At 45.9% G+C, this 15,525-nt stretch carries 11 protein-coding genes; 9 read left to right on the plus strand and 2 right to left on the minus strand.

What is annotated here, in order from left to right; genetic code table 11:
- The 6 genes from RH45_RS01980 to lpdA all read left to right on the plus strand — a co-directional run bounded on the left by RH45_RS01980 (position 1) and on the right by lpdA (position 10,130).
- Positions 1-747 carry a thioredoxin fold domain-containing protein gene (locus RH45_RS01980; RefSeq protein ID WP_008073220.1) on the plus strand — a complete coding sequence of 249 codons (747 nt, stop codon included), beginning with the start codon at positions 1-3 and terminating at the stop codon, positions 745-747.
- Between the two features lie 126 nt (positions 748-873).
- Entirely contained in the window at positions 874-2,610 is a 1,737-nt protein-coding gene (recJ, locus tag RH45_RS01985) for a single-stranded-DNA-specific exonuclease RecJ (RefSeq protein ID WP_008073221.1), read from the plus strand.
- A 415-nt stretch (positions 2,611-3,025) separates the two neighbouring features.
- A complete protein-coding gene (pdhR, locus tag RH45_RS01990) occupies positions 3,026-3,793 on the plus strand; it encodes a pyruvate dehydrogenase complex transcriptional repressor PdhR (protein ID WP_004742610.1) in 768 nt (255 codons plus the stop codon).
- Between the two features lie 56 nt (positions 3,794-3,849).
- The gene (aceE, locus tag RH45_RS01995) at positions 3,850-6,513 is read left to right on the plus strand and encodes a pyruvate dehydrogenase (acetyl-transferring), homodimeric type (protein WP_008073222.1); all 2,664 of its coding nucleotides are present in this window, start codon (positions 3,850-3,852) and stop codon (positions 6,511-6,513) included.
- Between the two features lie 19 nt (positions 6,514-6,532).
- Entirely contained in the window at positions 6,533-8,434 is a 1,902-nt protein-coding gene (gene aceF, locus RH45_RS02000) for a pyruvate dehydrogenase complex dihydrolipoyllysine-residue acetyltransferase (protein ID WP_008073223.1), read from the plus strand.
- A gap of 268 nt (positions 8,435-8,702) precedes the next feature.
- The gene (lpdA, locus tag RH45_RS02005) at positions 8,703-10,130 is read left to right on the plus strand and encodes a dihydrolipoyl dehydrogenase (protein WP_008073224.1); all 1,428 of its coding nucleotides are present in this window, start codon (positions 8,703-8,705) and stop codon (positions 10,128-10,130) included.
- A gap of 133 nt (positions 10,131-10,263) precedes the next feature.
- On the opposite strand, the gene RH45_RS02010 is transcribed toward lpdA, so the two are convergent.
- Positions 10,264-10,878 (minus strand): LuxR/HapR/OpaR family quorum-sensing transcriptional regulator, encoded by a 615-nt coding sequence (locus RH45_RS02010; RefSeq protein WP_008073225.1) that lies wholly within the window; start codon positions 10,876-10,878, stop codon positions 10,264-10,266.
- Between the two features lie 300 nt (positions 10,879-11,178).
- Here RH45_RS02010 and hpt point away from each other — a divergent pair, with 300 nt between their 5' ends.
- Positions 11,179-11,709, plus strand: coding sequence for a hypoxanthine phosphoribosyltransferase (hpt, locus tag RH45_RS02015; protein WP_008073226.1), 531 nt, complete (start codon positions 11,179-11,181; stop codon positions 11,707-11,709).
- A 56-nt stretch (positions 11,710-11,765) separates the two neighbouring features.
- Here hpt and can read toward each other — a convergent pair whose 3' ends face one another.
- Positions 11,766-12,425: a carbonate dehydratase gene (gene can / locus RH45_RS02020; RefSeq protein ID WP_008073231.1), complete on the minus strand. Its 660-nt coding sequence runs from the start codon at positions 12,423-12,425 to the stop codon at positions 11,766-11,768.
- Positions 12,426-12,778: 353 nt separating this feature from the next.
- Between can and RH45_RS02025 the strand changes: the two genes are divergently transcribed.
- Positions 12,779-14,449, plus strand: a complete 1,671-nt coding sequence (locus RH45_RS02025; RefSeq protein WP_008073233.1) for a SulP family inorganic anion transporter — start codon at positions 12,779-12,781, stop codon at positions 14,447-14,449.
- 157 nt (positions 14,450-14,606) lie between these two features.
- On the plus strand, positions 14,607-15,524 hold the full coding sequence (locus RH45_RS02030; RefSeq protein ID WP_008073234.1) for an ABC transporter ATP-binding protein: 918 nt from the start codon (positions 14,607-14,609) through the stop codon (positions 15,522-15,524).
- Position 15,525: the final 1 nt, after the last annotated feature.

The raw sequence follows: 15,525 nt of genomic DNA on the forward strand, positions 1-15,525 counted from the left end.
ATGAGCGTATTACGCCGAATGACTTTACTTACATTGCCGATGTTACTGGCGACGCAAGCTGTTTCAGCGGCAGAAGTGAAGTTTGATAAAGCACAGCTAGAAGAGCGCTTTGAAAAGCTGGGGCTGCAAGTAAACAATGTTGTGCCTGCTGATATTGAAGGTTTAGTCGAAGTTCAAACCAGTGGGGGCATTTTGTTCGCTTCACCAAATGGTGATTATTTCTTGGCGGGTACTTTGTACAAACTCGACGGTAATGGCCAGTACGAAGATGTTTTGGCTAAGCGCCAAGCACCGATCAACGCAGCCAAGATTGAGTCATTTAAAGACAGTATGATCGAGTTTAAGGCCGCAAATGAAAAGTATGTGGTGACGGTGTTTACTGATATCACGTGTGGTTACTGTGTGCGTCTTCATAGTCAAATGAAAGGCTATAATGATCTTGGTATCACGGTTCGTTACATGGCTTACCCTCGTCAAGGCGCTACCGGCTCAGTTGCGGATCAAATGGCGGCAATCTGGGGATCGAAAGATCCACAATCTGCGATGCACGATGGCAAAGTGAAGCGCGAGTTCCCAGAGAAGAGCAAAGACTTCGCCAAGTACCAACAGATCATCAAGGAGCATTTTGCTTTAGGTCGTGAACTAGGGATCAGTGGTACTCCAGCGATATTCCTACCAAGCGGCGAGATGGTTGGCGGTTACCTGCCTCCTGAGCAATTGCTGCAACGTTTACAGCAGGCTCAATAGTTTTAGCATCCATTCAGAGCCGATATCACTCTTGTTGGGAGCGTACGATTTTATCGTAACGCTCCCAATTTACATTTATTCGGGTTAAGCTCAGCCAGCCTATATAACAAGTCTCAGTACAGTTTTATGATAGAAATCCAGCGTCGCCCCGACATCGACATCTCGGCACTTCCAGATAGCATTGCACCATTGCTAAAGCGTATCTACGCCAGCCGTGGTATTACTTCTCCTGAGCAACTTGAAACGGCTGCTCGCGCATTGCATTCATACCAGAAACTTCACGGTATTGATGCGGCGGTTGAATTGTTGTTTGAAGCCGTCAGTCAGCAAAAGCGTATTATCGTTGTTGGTGACTTCGATGCCGATGGCGCTACTAGCTCAGCCTTATCCGTGTTGGCGTTGAGAATGTTGGGTAGTAACAATGTGGATTATCTGGTCCCGAATCGATTTGAAGATGGATACGGCCTTAGCCCTGAGGTTGTGGATCAAGCGATCGATATCGGTGCTCAAGTGATCATGACCGTGGATAATGGTGTCTCTTCGATTGAGGGTGTGCGCTATGCAAAAGAGCAAGGCTTGAAGGTATTAGTGACTGACCATCACCTGCCAGGTCATGAATTGCCAAATGTCGATGCGATGGTGAACCCAAACTTGCAAGAGTGTGCGTTTCCATCCAAGGCGTTAGCAGGAGTAGGTGTTGCGTTCTACTTGATGATGGCACTGTGCGTTCACATGCGTAAAACGGGCTGGTTCTCTCAGCAAGGAATGGCTGAACCAAAGCTGATGGAGCTGATTGATTTAGTGGCGCTGGGTACGGTGGCCGATGTCGTGCCTCTGGATGAAAACAATCGAATCTTAGTTCATCAAGGTTTACAACGAATTCGTGCGGGTAAAGCGCGCCCGGGCATTCAAGCTTTGATTGAAGTGGCTAAGCGTGATGCAAGACGACTCGTCGCATCCGACTTTGGCTTTGCTCTTGGTCCAAGAATTAATGCAGCTGGTCGCTTGGATGATATGTCGTTTGGTGTTGAGTTGTTGATGGCAAACAACATTCATGCGGCGCGCAGAATGGCCAGTGAGTTAGATGGCTTAAACCAAACACGCAAAGAGATCGAAGAGGGGATGAAGCAAGAAGCGATGGCTTTTTGTGAGCGTCTCCAATTTGGTGAACAAGATATGCCTCATGGGTTAGTGCTATTCCAGCGTGATTGGCATCAAGGCGTCATTGGTATTTTAGCTTCACGCATCAAGGAAAAATTTCACCGTCCCGTGATTGCTTTTGCTGACGGTGGTGAAGGTTCAATCAAAGGTTCATGCCGCTCGATTCCGGGCTTACATATGCGTGATACCTTAGATCGCATTGATACACAAAACCCAGGTTTGATCATCAAATTCGGTGGACACGCGATGGCAGCGGGTCTAACCATTTTGGAGAAAGATTTTGAACGTTTCTCTAAGTTGTTTGATGAGGCAGTAAAACAGGACTTGGATGAAGCGGCACTAAAAGGTGTCATTTTGTCCGATGGTGAACTGAAGCCAGAAGAGTTCTCTATGCATGTTGCTGAAATGCTTCGTGCTGGTGGACCATGGGGACAAGCTTTCCCTGAGCCACTGTTTGATGGAGAGTTTAAAGTTTTACACCAAAAGTTGGTGGGTGAAAAACACTTGAAACTCATGTTGGAACCCCTGCATAAAGGCCACCCGACCAATATCATGATTGATGGTATCGCCTTTAATGTTGACCTTCGCCGTTGGCCTGATGCGTCAGTGAAAACCGTGCGTTTGGCTTATAAACTTGATATCAACGAATTTCGTGGCAATCAGTCGCTGCAGTTGATGATTGATCACATCGAAGCAAAATAGAGCGTCAGGTAACTGGATAGTGCAGCCGCCGGGGAGGGCAACTAACGTCGTCCCAGCGGAAAGCGAAGATTGATCCCCTAGGCGTGACAATCAATGTTAGTTATCCAGTTATCCAGTTATCCAAACCTCGCACTTCTCTTCTTTTTCCGACATCTTCTGTTCATATTCCTTTAAAACTTACCCGTTAAACTGTGATTGCTAGCACGGTTTCTCCCCATCTGTTTATATTTTGTAATTGGTCAGACCAATTTGATTGCTGTTTTAATCGGCTATTGTTATCAAAGTGTTGATGTTTGGCTCGTTCTATGATTTGGGTCAATTTTTGTCTGGAACTTGCGTTTTAATTATGTTAATTTTCTCGCCAACTTAAAATTGGTAATACCAATTGACTGCAAAGAGTAGAAGAAAAACAACTATGGCTTATCAAAGGATTCGTCAGCCAAAACTTTCTGATGTGATTGAACAAGAGTTAGAAAGGCTGATTGTGGAAGGAACATTGTCTCCGGGGCAGCAGTTGCCACCAGAGCGCGAACTGGCAAAACAGTTTGATGTGTCCCGTCCTTCTATCCGCGAAGCGATACAGCGCTTAGAAGCGAAGCGTCTTCTTACTCGTCGTCAGGGTGGTGGCACTTTTGTTAGCGAGAACATCTGGACCAGCTTTTCAGATCCTCTGCTAAATTTATTGTCTAGCCACTCCGAAACTCAGCTGGATTTACTGGAAACGCGCCATGCGATGGAAGGTATAGCCGCTTACTTTGCAGCAGTTCGTGGTACCGAGGAAGACTTCGCTCGTATTCAGGCTTGCCTGAAAAACATCAGTGAAGAGCAAACGAAGAAGAATGTCGAAGCTGAATCCGCTGCGGTTATGCAGTTTTTGATCGCTTTAACTGAAGCCGCGCATAACGTGGTACTTCTACACATTGTTCGTAGCCTTGCTCCTTTGCTAGAGCAGAACGTCTTACAGAATTTAAAGCTCTTACATCGCCGCGATGAAGTGGTCGAAAAAGTAAGTAAACACCGAGCTAATATCGTGGATGCGATTGTTTCTGGTCAGCCTGAAAAGGCGCGAGAAATGTCTCACTCACACTTAGCTTACATTGAAGAAACATTGTTGGATTTGACTCGTGAAGAGTCGCGCAGAGAGCGCTCTTTGCGTCGAATTCAGCAAGGTAACGATTCTTAAAACAAGAAACGGTTACTTTAAATAAGTAGATCCAACCAATAGAAGGATAGATCGCCATGTCTGATATGAAGCATGACGTAGATGCACTGGAAACTCAAGAATGGCTACAAGCACTTGAGTCAGTTGTACGTGAAGAAGGTGTAGAACGTGCTCAGTTCCTACTAGAGCAAGTTCTAGACAAAGCACGTCTAGACGGTGTTGATATGCCAACAGGTATCACAACGAACTACATCAACACGATTCCTGCAGATCAAGAACCAGCTTACCCAGGTGACACAACTCTTGAGCGCCGTATTCGTTCCATCATCCGTTGGAACGCAATCATGATCGTTCTACGTGCATCTAAGAAAGACTTAGAACTAGGCGGCCACATGGCGTCTTTCCAGTCTTCTGCTGCATTCTACGAAGTATGTTTCAACCACTTCTTCCGCGCTCCAAACGAGACGGACGGTGGCGATCTAGTATACTACCAAGGTCATATCTCACCAGGTATCTACTCTCGTGCATTCGTTGAAGGTCGTCTAACTGAAGAGCAGCTAGATAACTTCCGTCAAGAAGTAGACGGTAAAGGTATTCCATCATACCCGCACCCTAAACTAATGCCTGAGTTCTGGCAGTTCCCAACAGTTTCTATGGGTCTAGGTCCTATTTCTGCGATCTACCAAGCGCGTTTCCTTAAGTACCTAGACGGTCGTGGTATGAAAGATACGTCGGCGCAGCGTGTATACGCGTTCCTAGGTGACGGTGAGATGGACGAGCCGGAATCACGTGGTTCACTATCTTTCGCGGCGCGTGAGAAGCTAGACAACCTATGTTTCCTTGTTAACTGTAACCTACAGCGTCTAGATGGTCCTGTAATGGGTAACGGTAGCATCATCCAAGAGCTAGAAGGCCTATTCAAAGGTGCTGGCTGGAATGTGGTTAAAGTTATCTGGGGTAGCAACTGGGATGCACTACTTGCTAAAGATACGTCTGGCAAGCTTCTACAGCTAATGAACGAAACTGTAGATGGTGACTACCAAACATTTAAATCTAAAGACGGTGCTTACGTACGTGAACACTTCTTTGGTAAGTACCCAGAGACAGCTGCACTAGTAGCAGACATGACTGATGACGAAATCTTCGCACTTAAGCGTGGTGGTCACGAGTCTTCTAAGCTGTACGCAGCATACAAGAACGCAGCAGAGACTAAAGGTCGTCCAACAGTAATCCTAGCTAAGACTGTTAAAGGTTACGGCATGGGTGAAGCGGCTGAAGGTAAGAACATCGCGCACCAAGTTAAGAAGATGGACATGACTCACGTACTACACCTACGTGATCGTCTAGGTCTTCAAGACATCCTAACTGACGAAGCAGTGAAAGAACTTCCATACCTGAAGCTTGAAGAAGGCTCAGCGGAATACGAATACCTACACGCTCGTCGTAAAGCGCTGAAAGGTTACACGCCACAGCGTTTACCTAAGTTCACTCAAGAATTCAAAGTACCTGAGCTAGAAGAGTTCGCGCCGCTACTAAGTGAGCAAAAGCGTGATATTTCTACCACTATGGCTTACGTACGTACGCTTAATATCCTGCTTAAGAACAAGAACATTGGTAAGAACATCGTTCCTATCATCTGTGACGAAGCACGTACGTTCGGTATGGAAGGTCTATTCCGTCAGATTGGTATCTACAACCCGCACGGTCAGGAATACACTCCAGAAGATAAAGGCATCGTTTCTTACTACAAAGAAGCGACATCTGGTCAGGTTCTACAAGAAGGTATCAACGAGCTAGGCTCTATGGCATCTTGGGTTGCTGCTGCTACTTCTTACAGCACAAACGATCTGCCAATGATCCCGTTCTACATCTACTACTCTATGTTCGGTTTCCAACGTGTTGGCGACATGGCGTGGATGGCTGGTGACCAACAAGCTCGTGGTTTCCTACTAGGTGCTACTGCTGGTCGTACAACGCTAAATGGTGAAGGCCTACAGCACGAAGATGGTCACTCGCACATCATGGCGAACACAGTACCTAACTGTATCTCTTACGATCCAACATTCGCTTACGAAGTTGCAGTTATCATGCAAGACGGTATCCGTCGCATGTACGGTGAGAACCAAGAGAACGTGTTCTACTACCTAACTGTGATGAACGAAAACTACGCAATGCCAGCAATGCCAGAAGGCGCTGAAGAAGGCATCCGTAAGGGTATCTACAAGCTTGAGTCTTACGCAGGTGACAAGTCTAAAGTTCAGCTAATGGGCTCTGGTACTATCATGAATGAAGTACGTAAAGCAGCAACTATCCTAAGCGAAGAGTACGGCATCGCATCAGACGTGTTCTCTGTAACATCGTTCAACGAGCTAACTCGTGATGGTCAAGACGCAGAGCGTTACAACATGCTTCACCCAGAAGCAGAAGCGAAAGTACCTTACATTGCACAAGTAATGGGTACTGAGCCAGCTATCGCAGCGACTGACTACATGAAGAACTACTCTGAGCAAGTTCGTGCGTTCATGCCTTCTGAGTCTTACAAAGTACTGGGTACAGATGGTTACGGCCGTTCTGATAGCCGTGAGAACCTACGTCGTCACTTCGAAGTTAACGCAGGCTACGTGGTAGTTGCAGCGCTAACTGAACTAGCTAAGCGTGGTGATGTTGAGAAGTCAGTAGTCACAGAAGCGATTGCTAAGTTCGACATCGACACTGAAAAAACTAACCCGCTATACGCTTAATTGAGAAGGTAAATAAGAAATGGCAATCGAAATTAATGTACCAGACATCGGTGCGGATGAGGTTGAAGTTACTGAAATTCTTGTAAGCGTTGGCGACAAGGTTGAAGAAGAGCAGTCTCTTATCACAGTTGAAGGCGATAAAGCTTCTATGGAAGTTCCTGCTTCTCAAGCGGGTATCGTTAAAGAAATCAAAGTTACGGAAGGTGACTCTGTTTCTACTGGTTCTCTAATCATGATTTTCGAAGCCGAGGGTGCAGCTGACGCTGCACCTGCTCCTGCGGCAGAAGCGGCTCCAGCAGCGGCTCCAGCTCCAGCAGCAGCGGCAGAGCTTAAAGAAGTTCACGTACCAGATATCGGTGGCGATGAAGTTGAAGTGACTGAAATCATGGTTGCAGTTGGCGACAGCATTGAAGAAGAGCAATCTCTTCTAACGGTTGAAGGCGACAAAGCTTCTATGGAAGTACCTGCACCATTTGCTGGTACGCTAAAAGAGATCAAAGTAGCAGCAGGCGATAAAGTTACGACTGGTTCGTTAATCATGACTTTCTCTGTAGAATCAGGCGAAGTAGCAGGCTCTGGCGCTCCAGCGGCACCTGCAGCAGAAGCTCCAGTGGCAGCGGCTCCATCAGCATCAGCAGCGAAAGAAGTGAACGTTCCTGATATCGGCGGTGACGAAGTTGAAGTAACTGAGATCATGGTTGCAGTTGGCGATACAGTGGAAGAAGAGCAATCTCTAATCACTGTTGAAGGCGACAAAGCGTCAATGGAAGTACCAGCACCATTTGCGGGCACGGTTAAAGAAATCAAGATTGCAGCAGGCGACAAAGTGTCGACTGGCTCGCTAATCATGGTCTTCGAAGTGGCGGGTGCAGCACCTGCTCCTGCAGCGGCTCCAGCTCAAGCGGCGGCACCGGCAGCAGCTCCTAAAGCAGAAGCACCAGCGGCAGCTGCTCCAGCAACGACTGGCGATTTCCAAGAGAACAACGAGTACGCACACGCATCTCCAGTTGTTCGTCGTCTAGCGCGTGAGTTTGGCGTTAACCTTTCTAAGGTTAAAGGTACTGGTCGTAAGAGCCGTATCCTAAAAGAAGACGTACAGTCTTACGTTAAAGATGCGCTTAAGCGTCTTGAGTCTGGCGCAGGTGCAGCGGCATCTGGCAAAGGCGACGGCGCAGCTCTTGGTCTACTACCTTGGCCAAAAGTGGACTTCAGCAAGTTCGGCGAAACTGAAGTTCAGAAGCTTTCTAAGATCAAGAAGATCTCAGGCGCTAACCTGCACCGTAACTGGGTAATGATCCCTCACGTTACACAGTGGGATAATGCTGACATCACTGAGCTAGAAGCATTCCGTAAAGAGCAGAACGCTATCGAAGCGAAGAAAGACACTGGCATGAAGATCACTCCACTTGTGTTCATCATGAAAGCAGCAGCGAAAGCGCTAGAAGCCTTCCCAGCGTTCAACTCTTCTCTATCTGAAGATGGCGAAAGCATCATTTTGAAGAAATACGTGAACATCGGTATCGCAGTAGATACGCCTAACGGTCTAGTTGTTCCAGTATTTAAAGATGTGAACAAGAAAGGCATTTACGAGCTATCTGAAGAGCTAATGGCGATCTCTAAGAAAGCACGTGCTGGTAAGCTAACAGCTGGCGATATGCAGGGCGGTTGTTTCACAATCTCTAGCCTTGGCGGTATCGGTGGTACTGCGTTTACACCAATCGTAAATGCTCCAGAAGTTGGTATCCTAGGTGTGTCTAAGTCTGAAATGAAGCCTGTGTGGAACGGTAAAGAGTTCGAACCACGTCTACAGCTTCCACTATCTCTATCATACGACCACCGTGTGATTGATGGTGCAGAAGGCGCTCGCTTCATCACGTTCTTGAATGCAGCACTATCAGACATCCGTCGTCTAGTTCTTTAATCAAAGATTAGATGATTTAGAGGCGGCATTAGAGCCGCCTCTACTACTAATAATTATCAAACAATTTGATTGCAGACCTTAGAGTCAATAAGGTTTTCTCAAGCGAATTGTTGTCTAGCTCACAGGCTAAATTGATTTACTTTTCACACCATTAACATCTCTGTAAACTGATGTCGGTCTGAAAATAACTGTTTAAAACAAACTGACTTGAACATATAGAATCAATACCCACTCAGCCTGTTAGGGATAATGACTACAAGAGGTCAAAATGAGCAAAGAAATTAAAGCCCAAGTTGTAGTACTTGGTGCAGGTCCTGCTGGTTACTCTGCCGCTTTCCGTTGTGCAGACTTAGGTCTAGAAACGGTTCTTATCGAACGTTACAGCACTCTTGGTGGTGTGTGTCTAAACGTGGGTTGTATCCCATCTAAAGCACTCCTTCACGTATCAAAAGTTATCGAAGAAGCAAAAGCACTTGCTGAGCACGGTATCGTATTTGGTGAGCCACAAACTGATATCGACAAGATCCGTAAGTGGAAAGAGAAAGTAATCAACCAACTAACTGGCGGTCTTGGCGGAATGGCTAAGATGCGTAAAGTTAACGTAGTTAACGGTTTTGGTAAGTTCACTGGTCCTAACACGATCGAAGTGGAAGGCGAAGAAGGCAAAACGGTTGTTAACTTCGACAACGCGATCGTTGCTGCGGGTTCTCGCCCAATCAAACTGCCATTTATCCCACACGAAGACCCACGCATCTGGGATTCAACTGACGCTCTTGAGCTGAAAGAAGTTCCTGGCAAGCTGCTTATCATGGGTGGTGGTATCATCGGTCTAGAAATGGGTACGGTTTACCACTCTCTAGGTTCTCAAATCGACGTAGTTGAAATGTTCGACCAAGTTATCCCAGCTGCGGATAAAGATATCGTGAAAGTTTACACTAAGCGTATCAAGAACAAGTTCAACCTAATGCTAGAAACCAAAGTAACAGCTGTTGAAGCGAAAGAAGATGGTATCTACGTTTCAATGGAAGGCAAGAAAGCACCAGCAGAAGCTGAGCGCTACGATGCCGTTCTAGTTGCGATTGGCCGTGTACCGAATGGTCAGCTTATCGATGGTGAAAAAGCTGGTCTAGAAATCGACGAGCGCGGTTTCATTAACGTTGATAAGCAAATGCGTACTAACGTTCCTCACATCTTCGCGATCGGTGATATCGTTGGTCAACCAATGCTGGCACACAAAGGTGTGCATGAAGGTCACGTTGCAGCAGAAGTTATCGCTGGTAAGAAACACTACTTCGATCCTAAAGTTATCCCTTCAATTGCTTACACTGAGCCAGAAGTGGCATGGGTTGGTAAGACTGAGAAAGAAGCGAAAGCGGAAGGCATCAACTACGAGACAGCAACATTCCCATGGGCTGCTTCAGGTCGTGCAATCGCTTCTGATTGTGCAGACGGTATGACTAAGCTTATCTTCGATAAAGAGACTCACCGTGTGATCGGTGGTGCTATCGTTGGTACTAACGGTGGTGAACTACTAGGTGAAATCGGTCTAGCAATCGAAATGGGTTGTGATGCTGAAGATATCGCTCTAACTATCCATGCTCACCCAACTCTACATGAGTCTGTTGGTCTAGCTGCGGAAGTGTTTGAAGGTACGATCACTGACCTACCTAACCCTAAAGCAAGAAAGAAAAAGTAATTTCTTCGCTCTAGCATTCGAAAGCCGCTGATTGTTCAGCGGCTTTTTAATATGCAGTACAAAATTGTATATATTGAGCGAACAAAAAAGGCAGATACCTAGGTATCTGCCTTTTGTCTTATGTCACCCGTGATTAGTGTTCACGTTTATAGATGCACAACATGTCCAAGTAGCTCTGAGTTAGCTTAGCAAGTGCTTCAGGGCTTTGTGCACGGTTTGCTTGCACGAACAGTGAGTAGCAGATTCCGTGGAACAAGGTTGCTAAGTCTGCTGGATCATGTTCATCACACACTTCGCCACGTTCAATCGCTTTGATGAACATGTTTTGTACCAATAACTGGTTGGTACGGTTAGTTGTGACAAACAGTGGCCAAACCTCATCACGCGTAGAAGCACTCCACTCGAACCAAACTTTAAGCCAGTGGCAATCGTTGACGACTAGGTCAACCATTGCAGAGGTAAGGTTCGTCAGGTTTTCCTTTGCATGTAGGTCTAGGTCTATGTTGTCTGATAGGAAGTTGGAGAACTGACGTACTACATAGTTCAGTACATCATCGACCAAGTCTTCACGGGTAGGGAAGTAGTTAAATACAGTAGCCACTGAAACTTGTGCAATTTCAGCGATGTCTGCGTGGCCACCTCGGCCGATACCACGACGAGCAAATACTTCAAGAGAGATCTCCATCAGCTGTTGCTTTCGTTTTTGTGGAGAAAGACGCGTACGCGGTCTTTTAGCTATTGAGTCCATATCAATATCCTTGCCAATTGAGTTGTTATAGTGGGCTTTTGCCCTATTTAGTATTTTATTATTTTGCTTAAAGCATGATGAGTGTAATGGTGCATATCAATAAGGTCAACGTTTTCAGTACACTTTATAACCACAATTGTTAATATCCGTGCTGAATATCAAAACGTAACGGAGATTATTGCATTCTCCTGATTGACGTCCCTCTTTCCATGAAGCTCCGCAATCGTTAAACTATGCGCTCTAAAACATCAGCTAAAATGTATTGGTACATTATTAGTCAACGCGATAAACGAGAATGGTATGAAACATACAGTAGAAGTAATGATTTCTGAGCAAGAAGTTCAGGAGCGCGTACAGGAACTTGGTAAACAGATCACAGCTCACTATCAAGGGAGTGAAGATCTTGTCTTGGTAGGCTTGCTACGAGGTTCATTCGTATTTATGGCTGACCTGGCTCGTGCCATTGAGTTAACTCACCAAGTTGATTTCATGACCGCTTCTAGCTACGGCAACACCATGGAAAGTTCGCGTGATGTTCGCATTCTTAAAGACTTAGATGATGACATCAAGGGTAAAGATGTATTGCTCGTTGAAGACATCATCGATACAGGTAACACTCTCAACAAGGTGAAAGAGATCTTGTCGCTACGAGAGCCTAAGTCGATAGAGATTTGTACTCTGCTAGACAAACCATCTCGCCGTGAGGTTCAGGTTGACGTTAAGTGGATTGGTTTTGAGATCCCAGATGAGTTCGTTGTTGGGGTTGGTATTGATTACGCACAGAAATACCGTCACTTACCATACATTGGTAAAGTAGTCCCTCAAGAATAATCGGCCCTGCTGTTTAACGACAACAAAATAAAACGCCCGCAATTGCGGGCGTTTTGTTATTTCAGTACTTCGTTATTGAGAATTTTGGCCATTGCAGCTTGGTAGTTCACTTCGAGAGATTCTCTGCTTTGACAACGCACGCCAAGATCTTGCAGTTTGCCATCGCCAATGCCGTAGACCACGCCATGGATCTCGACCTCTTGGCCGCGCTCCCACGCGCCTTGTAATATGGTGGAGTTACCTAAGTTGTAGACCTGCTCTGCGACGTTGATTTCGCAAAGCTTGTCACCCCATTGTTCTTTTGGCATTTCGCCTAACCAGTTACGATGTTTTAAGTACAGGTCGCGGATATGCAGTAACCAGTTATTGATCAGACCTAACTGTGGATTCTCGATGGCCGCGTTCACACCACCACAACCATAATGACCACAAATAATAATGTGCTTAACTTTGAGCACGTCTACGGCATATTGCACCACAGACAAGCAATTCAAATCGGTATGAATAACTTGGTTGGCGACGTTGCGATGAACAAACAATTCACCGGAATAAAGCCCTGTTAAGCGCTCCGCAGGTACGCGGCTATCAGAGCAGCCAATCCACAAAAAACCTGGGTTTTGCCCTTCTTCAAGTTTGGTGAAATACTCTGGTCGCTCAGCTTTGATAGACTCAGACCACTTTGAGTTGTTTTCAAATAGCTGTTTAATTTCCGGCATCTTGTTAGTAATCCTTAAAATTTACTTGCATCACTATACACAATGTTACAATTTCCTTCCTAGTAAAATTGTCTAAAAAGGCACTCATCTGACGTGTTTAGGCAGGAAAAATCATAAACTTAGTAGGCATTCTAACTAAAGGTTATAAAGTATGAGTGATGAGTGCTAATTAACACTTATATTGAATAGATAACATTTGTTAGAGTGATTAAGTGGCGTCATTTCGAAGGAGATAGCTAATATTTCACGTCAAATGCCGTCATAAAATTAAGGGTATTTCTTTTTGGTTAAGCCTTAGACAAAATAGCCCAAAGGGTGATGTCGTAGCCAATGTTTAAGCATGGAGCTAAGTTGTGTTTGGAAGTCGTTTTGAAGATGTCAATTTAAAAGGGGATATGTTTGGTGGTGTTACCACTGCGATTATCTCTTTGCCACTCGCACTAGCGTTTGGTGTTGCCTCAGGTGCTGGCGCTGAAGCTGGTTTGTGGGGCGCGATTATGGTGGGTTTGTTTGCTTCCCTTTTTGGAGGTTCAAATACACTGATCTCTGAGCCTACCGGTCCAATGACGGTGATCATGACTGCTGTATTGACCAGCATGATGGCAAAGTATCCTGAAGCGGGAATGGCAATGACCTTTACTGTGGTCATGATGGCCGGGGCATTTCAGATACTACTGGGAACACTAAAGCTTGGTAAGTACGTAACTTTGATGCCATATAGCGTTATATCCGGCTTTATGTCGGGAATAGGCGTTATCTTGATTATACTCCAAATGTCACCATTACTGGGGCATGCAGCTCCGTCTGGTGGTGTGATTGGTACCCTAACTGCGCTGCCTGATACGGTCGCTAATATGAAATTCAGTGAGCTCTTTCTTGGCTTACTGACGTTAGGCATTCTGTTTTGCTTCCCTAAAAAATATCGTCGCTATGTCCCAGCGCAGCTTGTCGCGCTTGTCGCTGTGACCTTGTTGTCGGTGATGCTGTTTGACTTTGATGACATTCGCCGCATCGGTGAAATCCCTGCAGGGCTGCCTTCGCTTGTGGTTCCACATATTGATGCTTCGATGTTTGTTGAGATGGTCATTGATGCTCTGGTGCTCGGCACGCTTGGTTGTATTGATACCTTGCTAACGGCAGTTATTGGCGACTCGCTGACGCGTAAAGAGCATGACTCCGATAAAGAACTACGCGGTCAGGGATTAGCGAATATGATTTCTGGCTTATTTGGTGCCTTACCTGGTGCGGGTGCCACCATGGGGACGGTAACCAATATTCAAGTGGGCGCTCGCTCACCATTGTCTGGCGTCATCCGTGCTTTAATGCTCGCCTTAGTGGTACTGGTTGCTGGTGGCCTCACTGAGCCTATCCCAATGGCTGTTTTAGCGGGTATTGCAGTCTATGTCGGTTTCAACATCCTTGACTGGAGCTTTATCCAGCGTGCGCACAAAGTCAGCTTTGCGGGGATGGCGATCATGTATGGTGTTATGCTACTCACCGTGTTTGTCGATTTGATCGTTGCGGTTGGTTTGGGGGTGTTTATCTCTAATATCATCATCATTGAACGTTTGAGCCGTGAGCAAGCCCGACAGGTAAAAGCGATCAGTGATGCCGATGAAGATGACGTGCCGCTCACCGATAGCGAGCGCGGATTGCTTGATATGGCCAATGGTAAAGTGCTGTTTTTCTACCTTTCTGGTCCAATGATATTCAGTGTGTCTAAAGCGATCTCCCGTCAGCATACCAGTATCTCTGATTACGAAGTGATGATCTTAGATTTGACCGATGTACCTATGATAGATGTGACGGTCGGCCTAGCTCTTGAGAACGCGATTAAAGATGCATTGGATGCAAATTGTCAGGTCTACCTGCTCTGTCCAAATGAGCAGACTCGCCAACAATTGGAAAAATTCCATGTCATCGATCTTGTTGCCGATGAAAATACCTATAAGTTCCGCTATGAAGCGCTCAAAGCCGCCATTCGCCACGTAGATAGCGATGAGCATCAGGTTAGCGTGGTTTAGCTGACTTCGCGAATTAACATCGACGCCGCTGGGGAAACTCAGCGGCGTTTTTTATCTCTGCCGTTTATATTTCTAAAATATTCGAAAGGTCTAATTGTAATCATCGTTATTCAACGATAAACTAATTTGCAAAACAATCTTCAACAATAGCAATGTTATGTACGCACTAGAAATAGACCAACTGCGCAAGACCTACTCTGGTGGTTTTGAAGCGCTCAAAGGCATTAGCCTGAACGTCGAAAAAGGAGATTTCTACGCTTTGCTAGGGCCCAATGGGGCAGGCAAGTCCACATCCATCGGTGTCATCTCCTCTCTCGTAAATAAAACCTCTGGCAAAGTCAAAGTCTTCGGCTTCGATATCGATTCAGATTTGGAGTTGGCGAAGCAAAACTTGGGGTTAGTTCCTCAAGAATTCAACTTTAACCAGTTCGAAACGGTTAAGCAGATCGTGATGCAACAAGCGGGTTACTACGGCGTCTCTAAATCTTTAGCAGAGCAAAGAGCAGAAAAATACCTATCTAAGCTCGATCTGTGGGAAAAGCGCGACGAACGTGCGAGAAACCTTTCGGGGGGAATGAAGCGCCGTTTGATGATTGCCCGTGCCCTTATGCATGAGCCCCAGCTATTGATCTTAGATGAGCCAACCGCCGGGGTGGATATTGAGCTGCGTCGATCTATGTGGGAGTTTCTCAAAGAGATCAATGCGGAGCAGGGCATTACCATAATTCTTACTACCCACTATCTCGAAGAGGCGGAAATGTTGTGTCGCAATATCGGCATCATCAATAAAGGTGAGTTGATCGAGAACACCACGATGAAAAGCCTGCTTAATAAACTGCAAGTTGAGACCTTTATTTTCGATCTAGAAGAAGGGACAACACCACCGCAATTACAAGGTGTGGTTAAACAACAATTCAATAGCGGCTCACTGGAGATCGAGATTGATAAGACGCAAGGTTTAAATGGCATCTTCAGCCAGCTAACAGAGCATGGGGTTAAGGTACTTTCAATGCGAAACAAAGCCAATCGCTTGGAAGAGCTGTTCGTCAATATTGTCAGAGAGGGGAAAGCGTAAG

Origin of the sequence: Vibrio sinaloensis DSM 21326 (assembly GCF_000189275.1) — a bacterium.
Classification (GTDB): Bacteria; Pseudomonadota; Gammaproteobacteria; order Enterobacterales; family Vibrionaceae; genus Vibrio; species Vibrio sinaloensis.

What these genes read in the sequence shown, in the direction of transcription:
- RH45_RS01980 (WP_008073220.1), top strand. Translation starts at nt 1, where the DNA reads ATGAGCGTATTACGCCGAATGACTTTACTTACATTGCCGATGTTACTG.
- recJ (WP_008073221.1), top strand. Translation starts at nt 874, where the DNA reads ATGATAGAAATCCAGCGTCGCCCCGACATCGACATCTCGGCACTTCCA.
- pdhR (WP_004742610.1), top strand. Translation starts at nt 3,026, where the DNA reads ATGGCTTATCAAAGGATTCGTCAGCCAAAACTTTCTGATGTGATTGAA.
- aceE (WP_008073222.1), top strand. Translation starts at nt 3,850, where the DNA reads ATGTCTGATATGAAGCATGACGTAGATGCACTGGAAACTCAAGAATGG.
- aceF (WP_008073223.1), top strand. Translation starts at nt 6,533, where the DNA reads ATGGCAATCGAAATTAATGTACCAGACATCGGTGCGGATGAGGTTGAA.
- lpdA (WP_008073224.1), top strand. Translation starts at nt 8,703, where the DNA reads ATGAGCAAAGAAATTAAAGCCCAAGTTGTAGTACTTGGTGCAGGTCCT.
- RH45_RS02010 (WP_008073225.1), bottom strand. Translation starts at nt 10,878, where the DNA reads ATGGACTCAATAGCTAAAAGACCGCGTACGCGTCTTTCTCCACAAAAA.
- hpt (WP_008073226.1), top strand. Translation starts at nt 11,179, where the DNA reads ATGAAACATACAGTAGAAGTAATGATTTCTGAGCAAGAAGTTCAGGAG.
- can (WP_008073231.1), bottom strand. Translation starts at nt 12,425, where the DNA reads ATGCCGGAAATTAAACAGCTATTTGAAAACAACTCAAAGTGGTCTGAG.
- RH45_RS02030 (WP_008073234.1), top strand. Translation starts at nt 14,607, where the DNA reads ATGTACGCACTAGAAATAGACCAACTGCGCAAGACCTACTCTGGTGGT.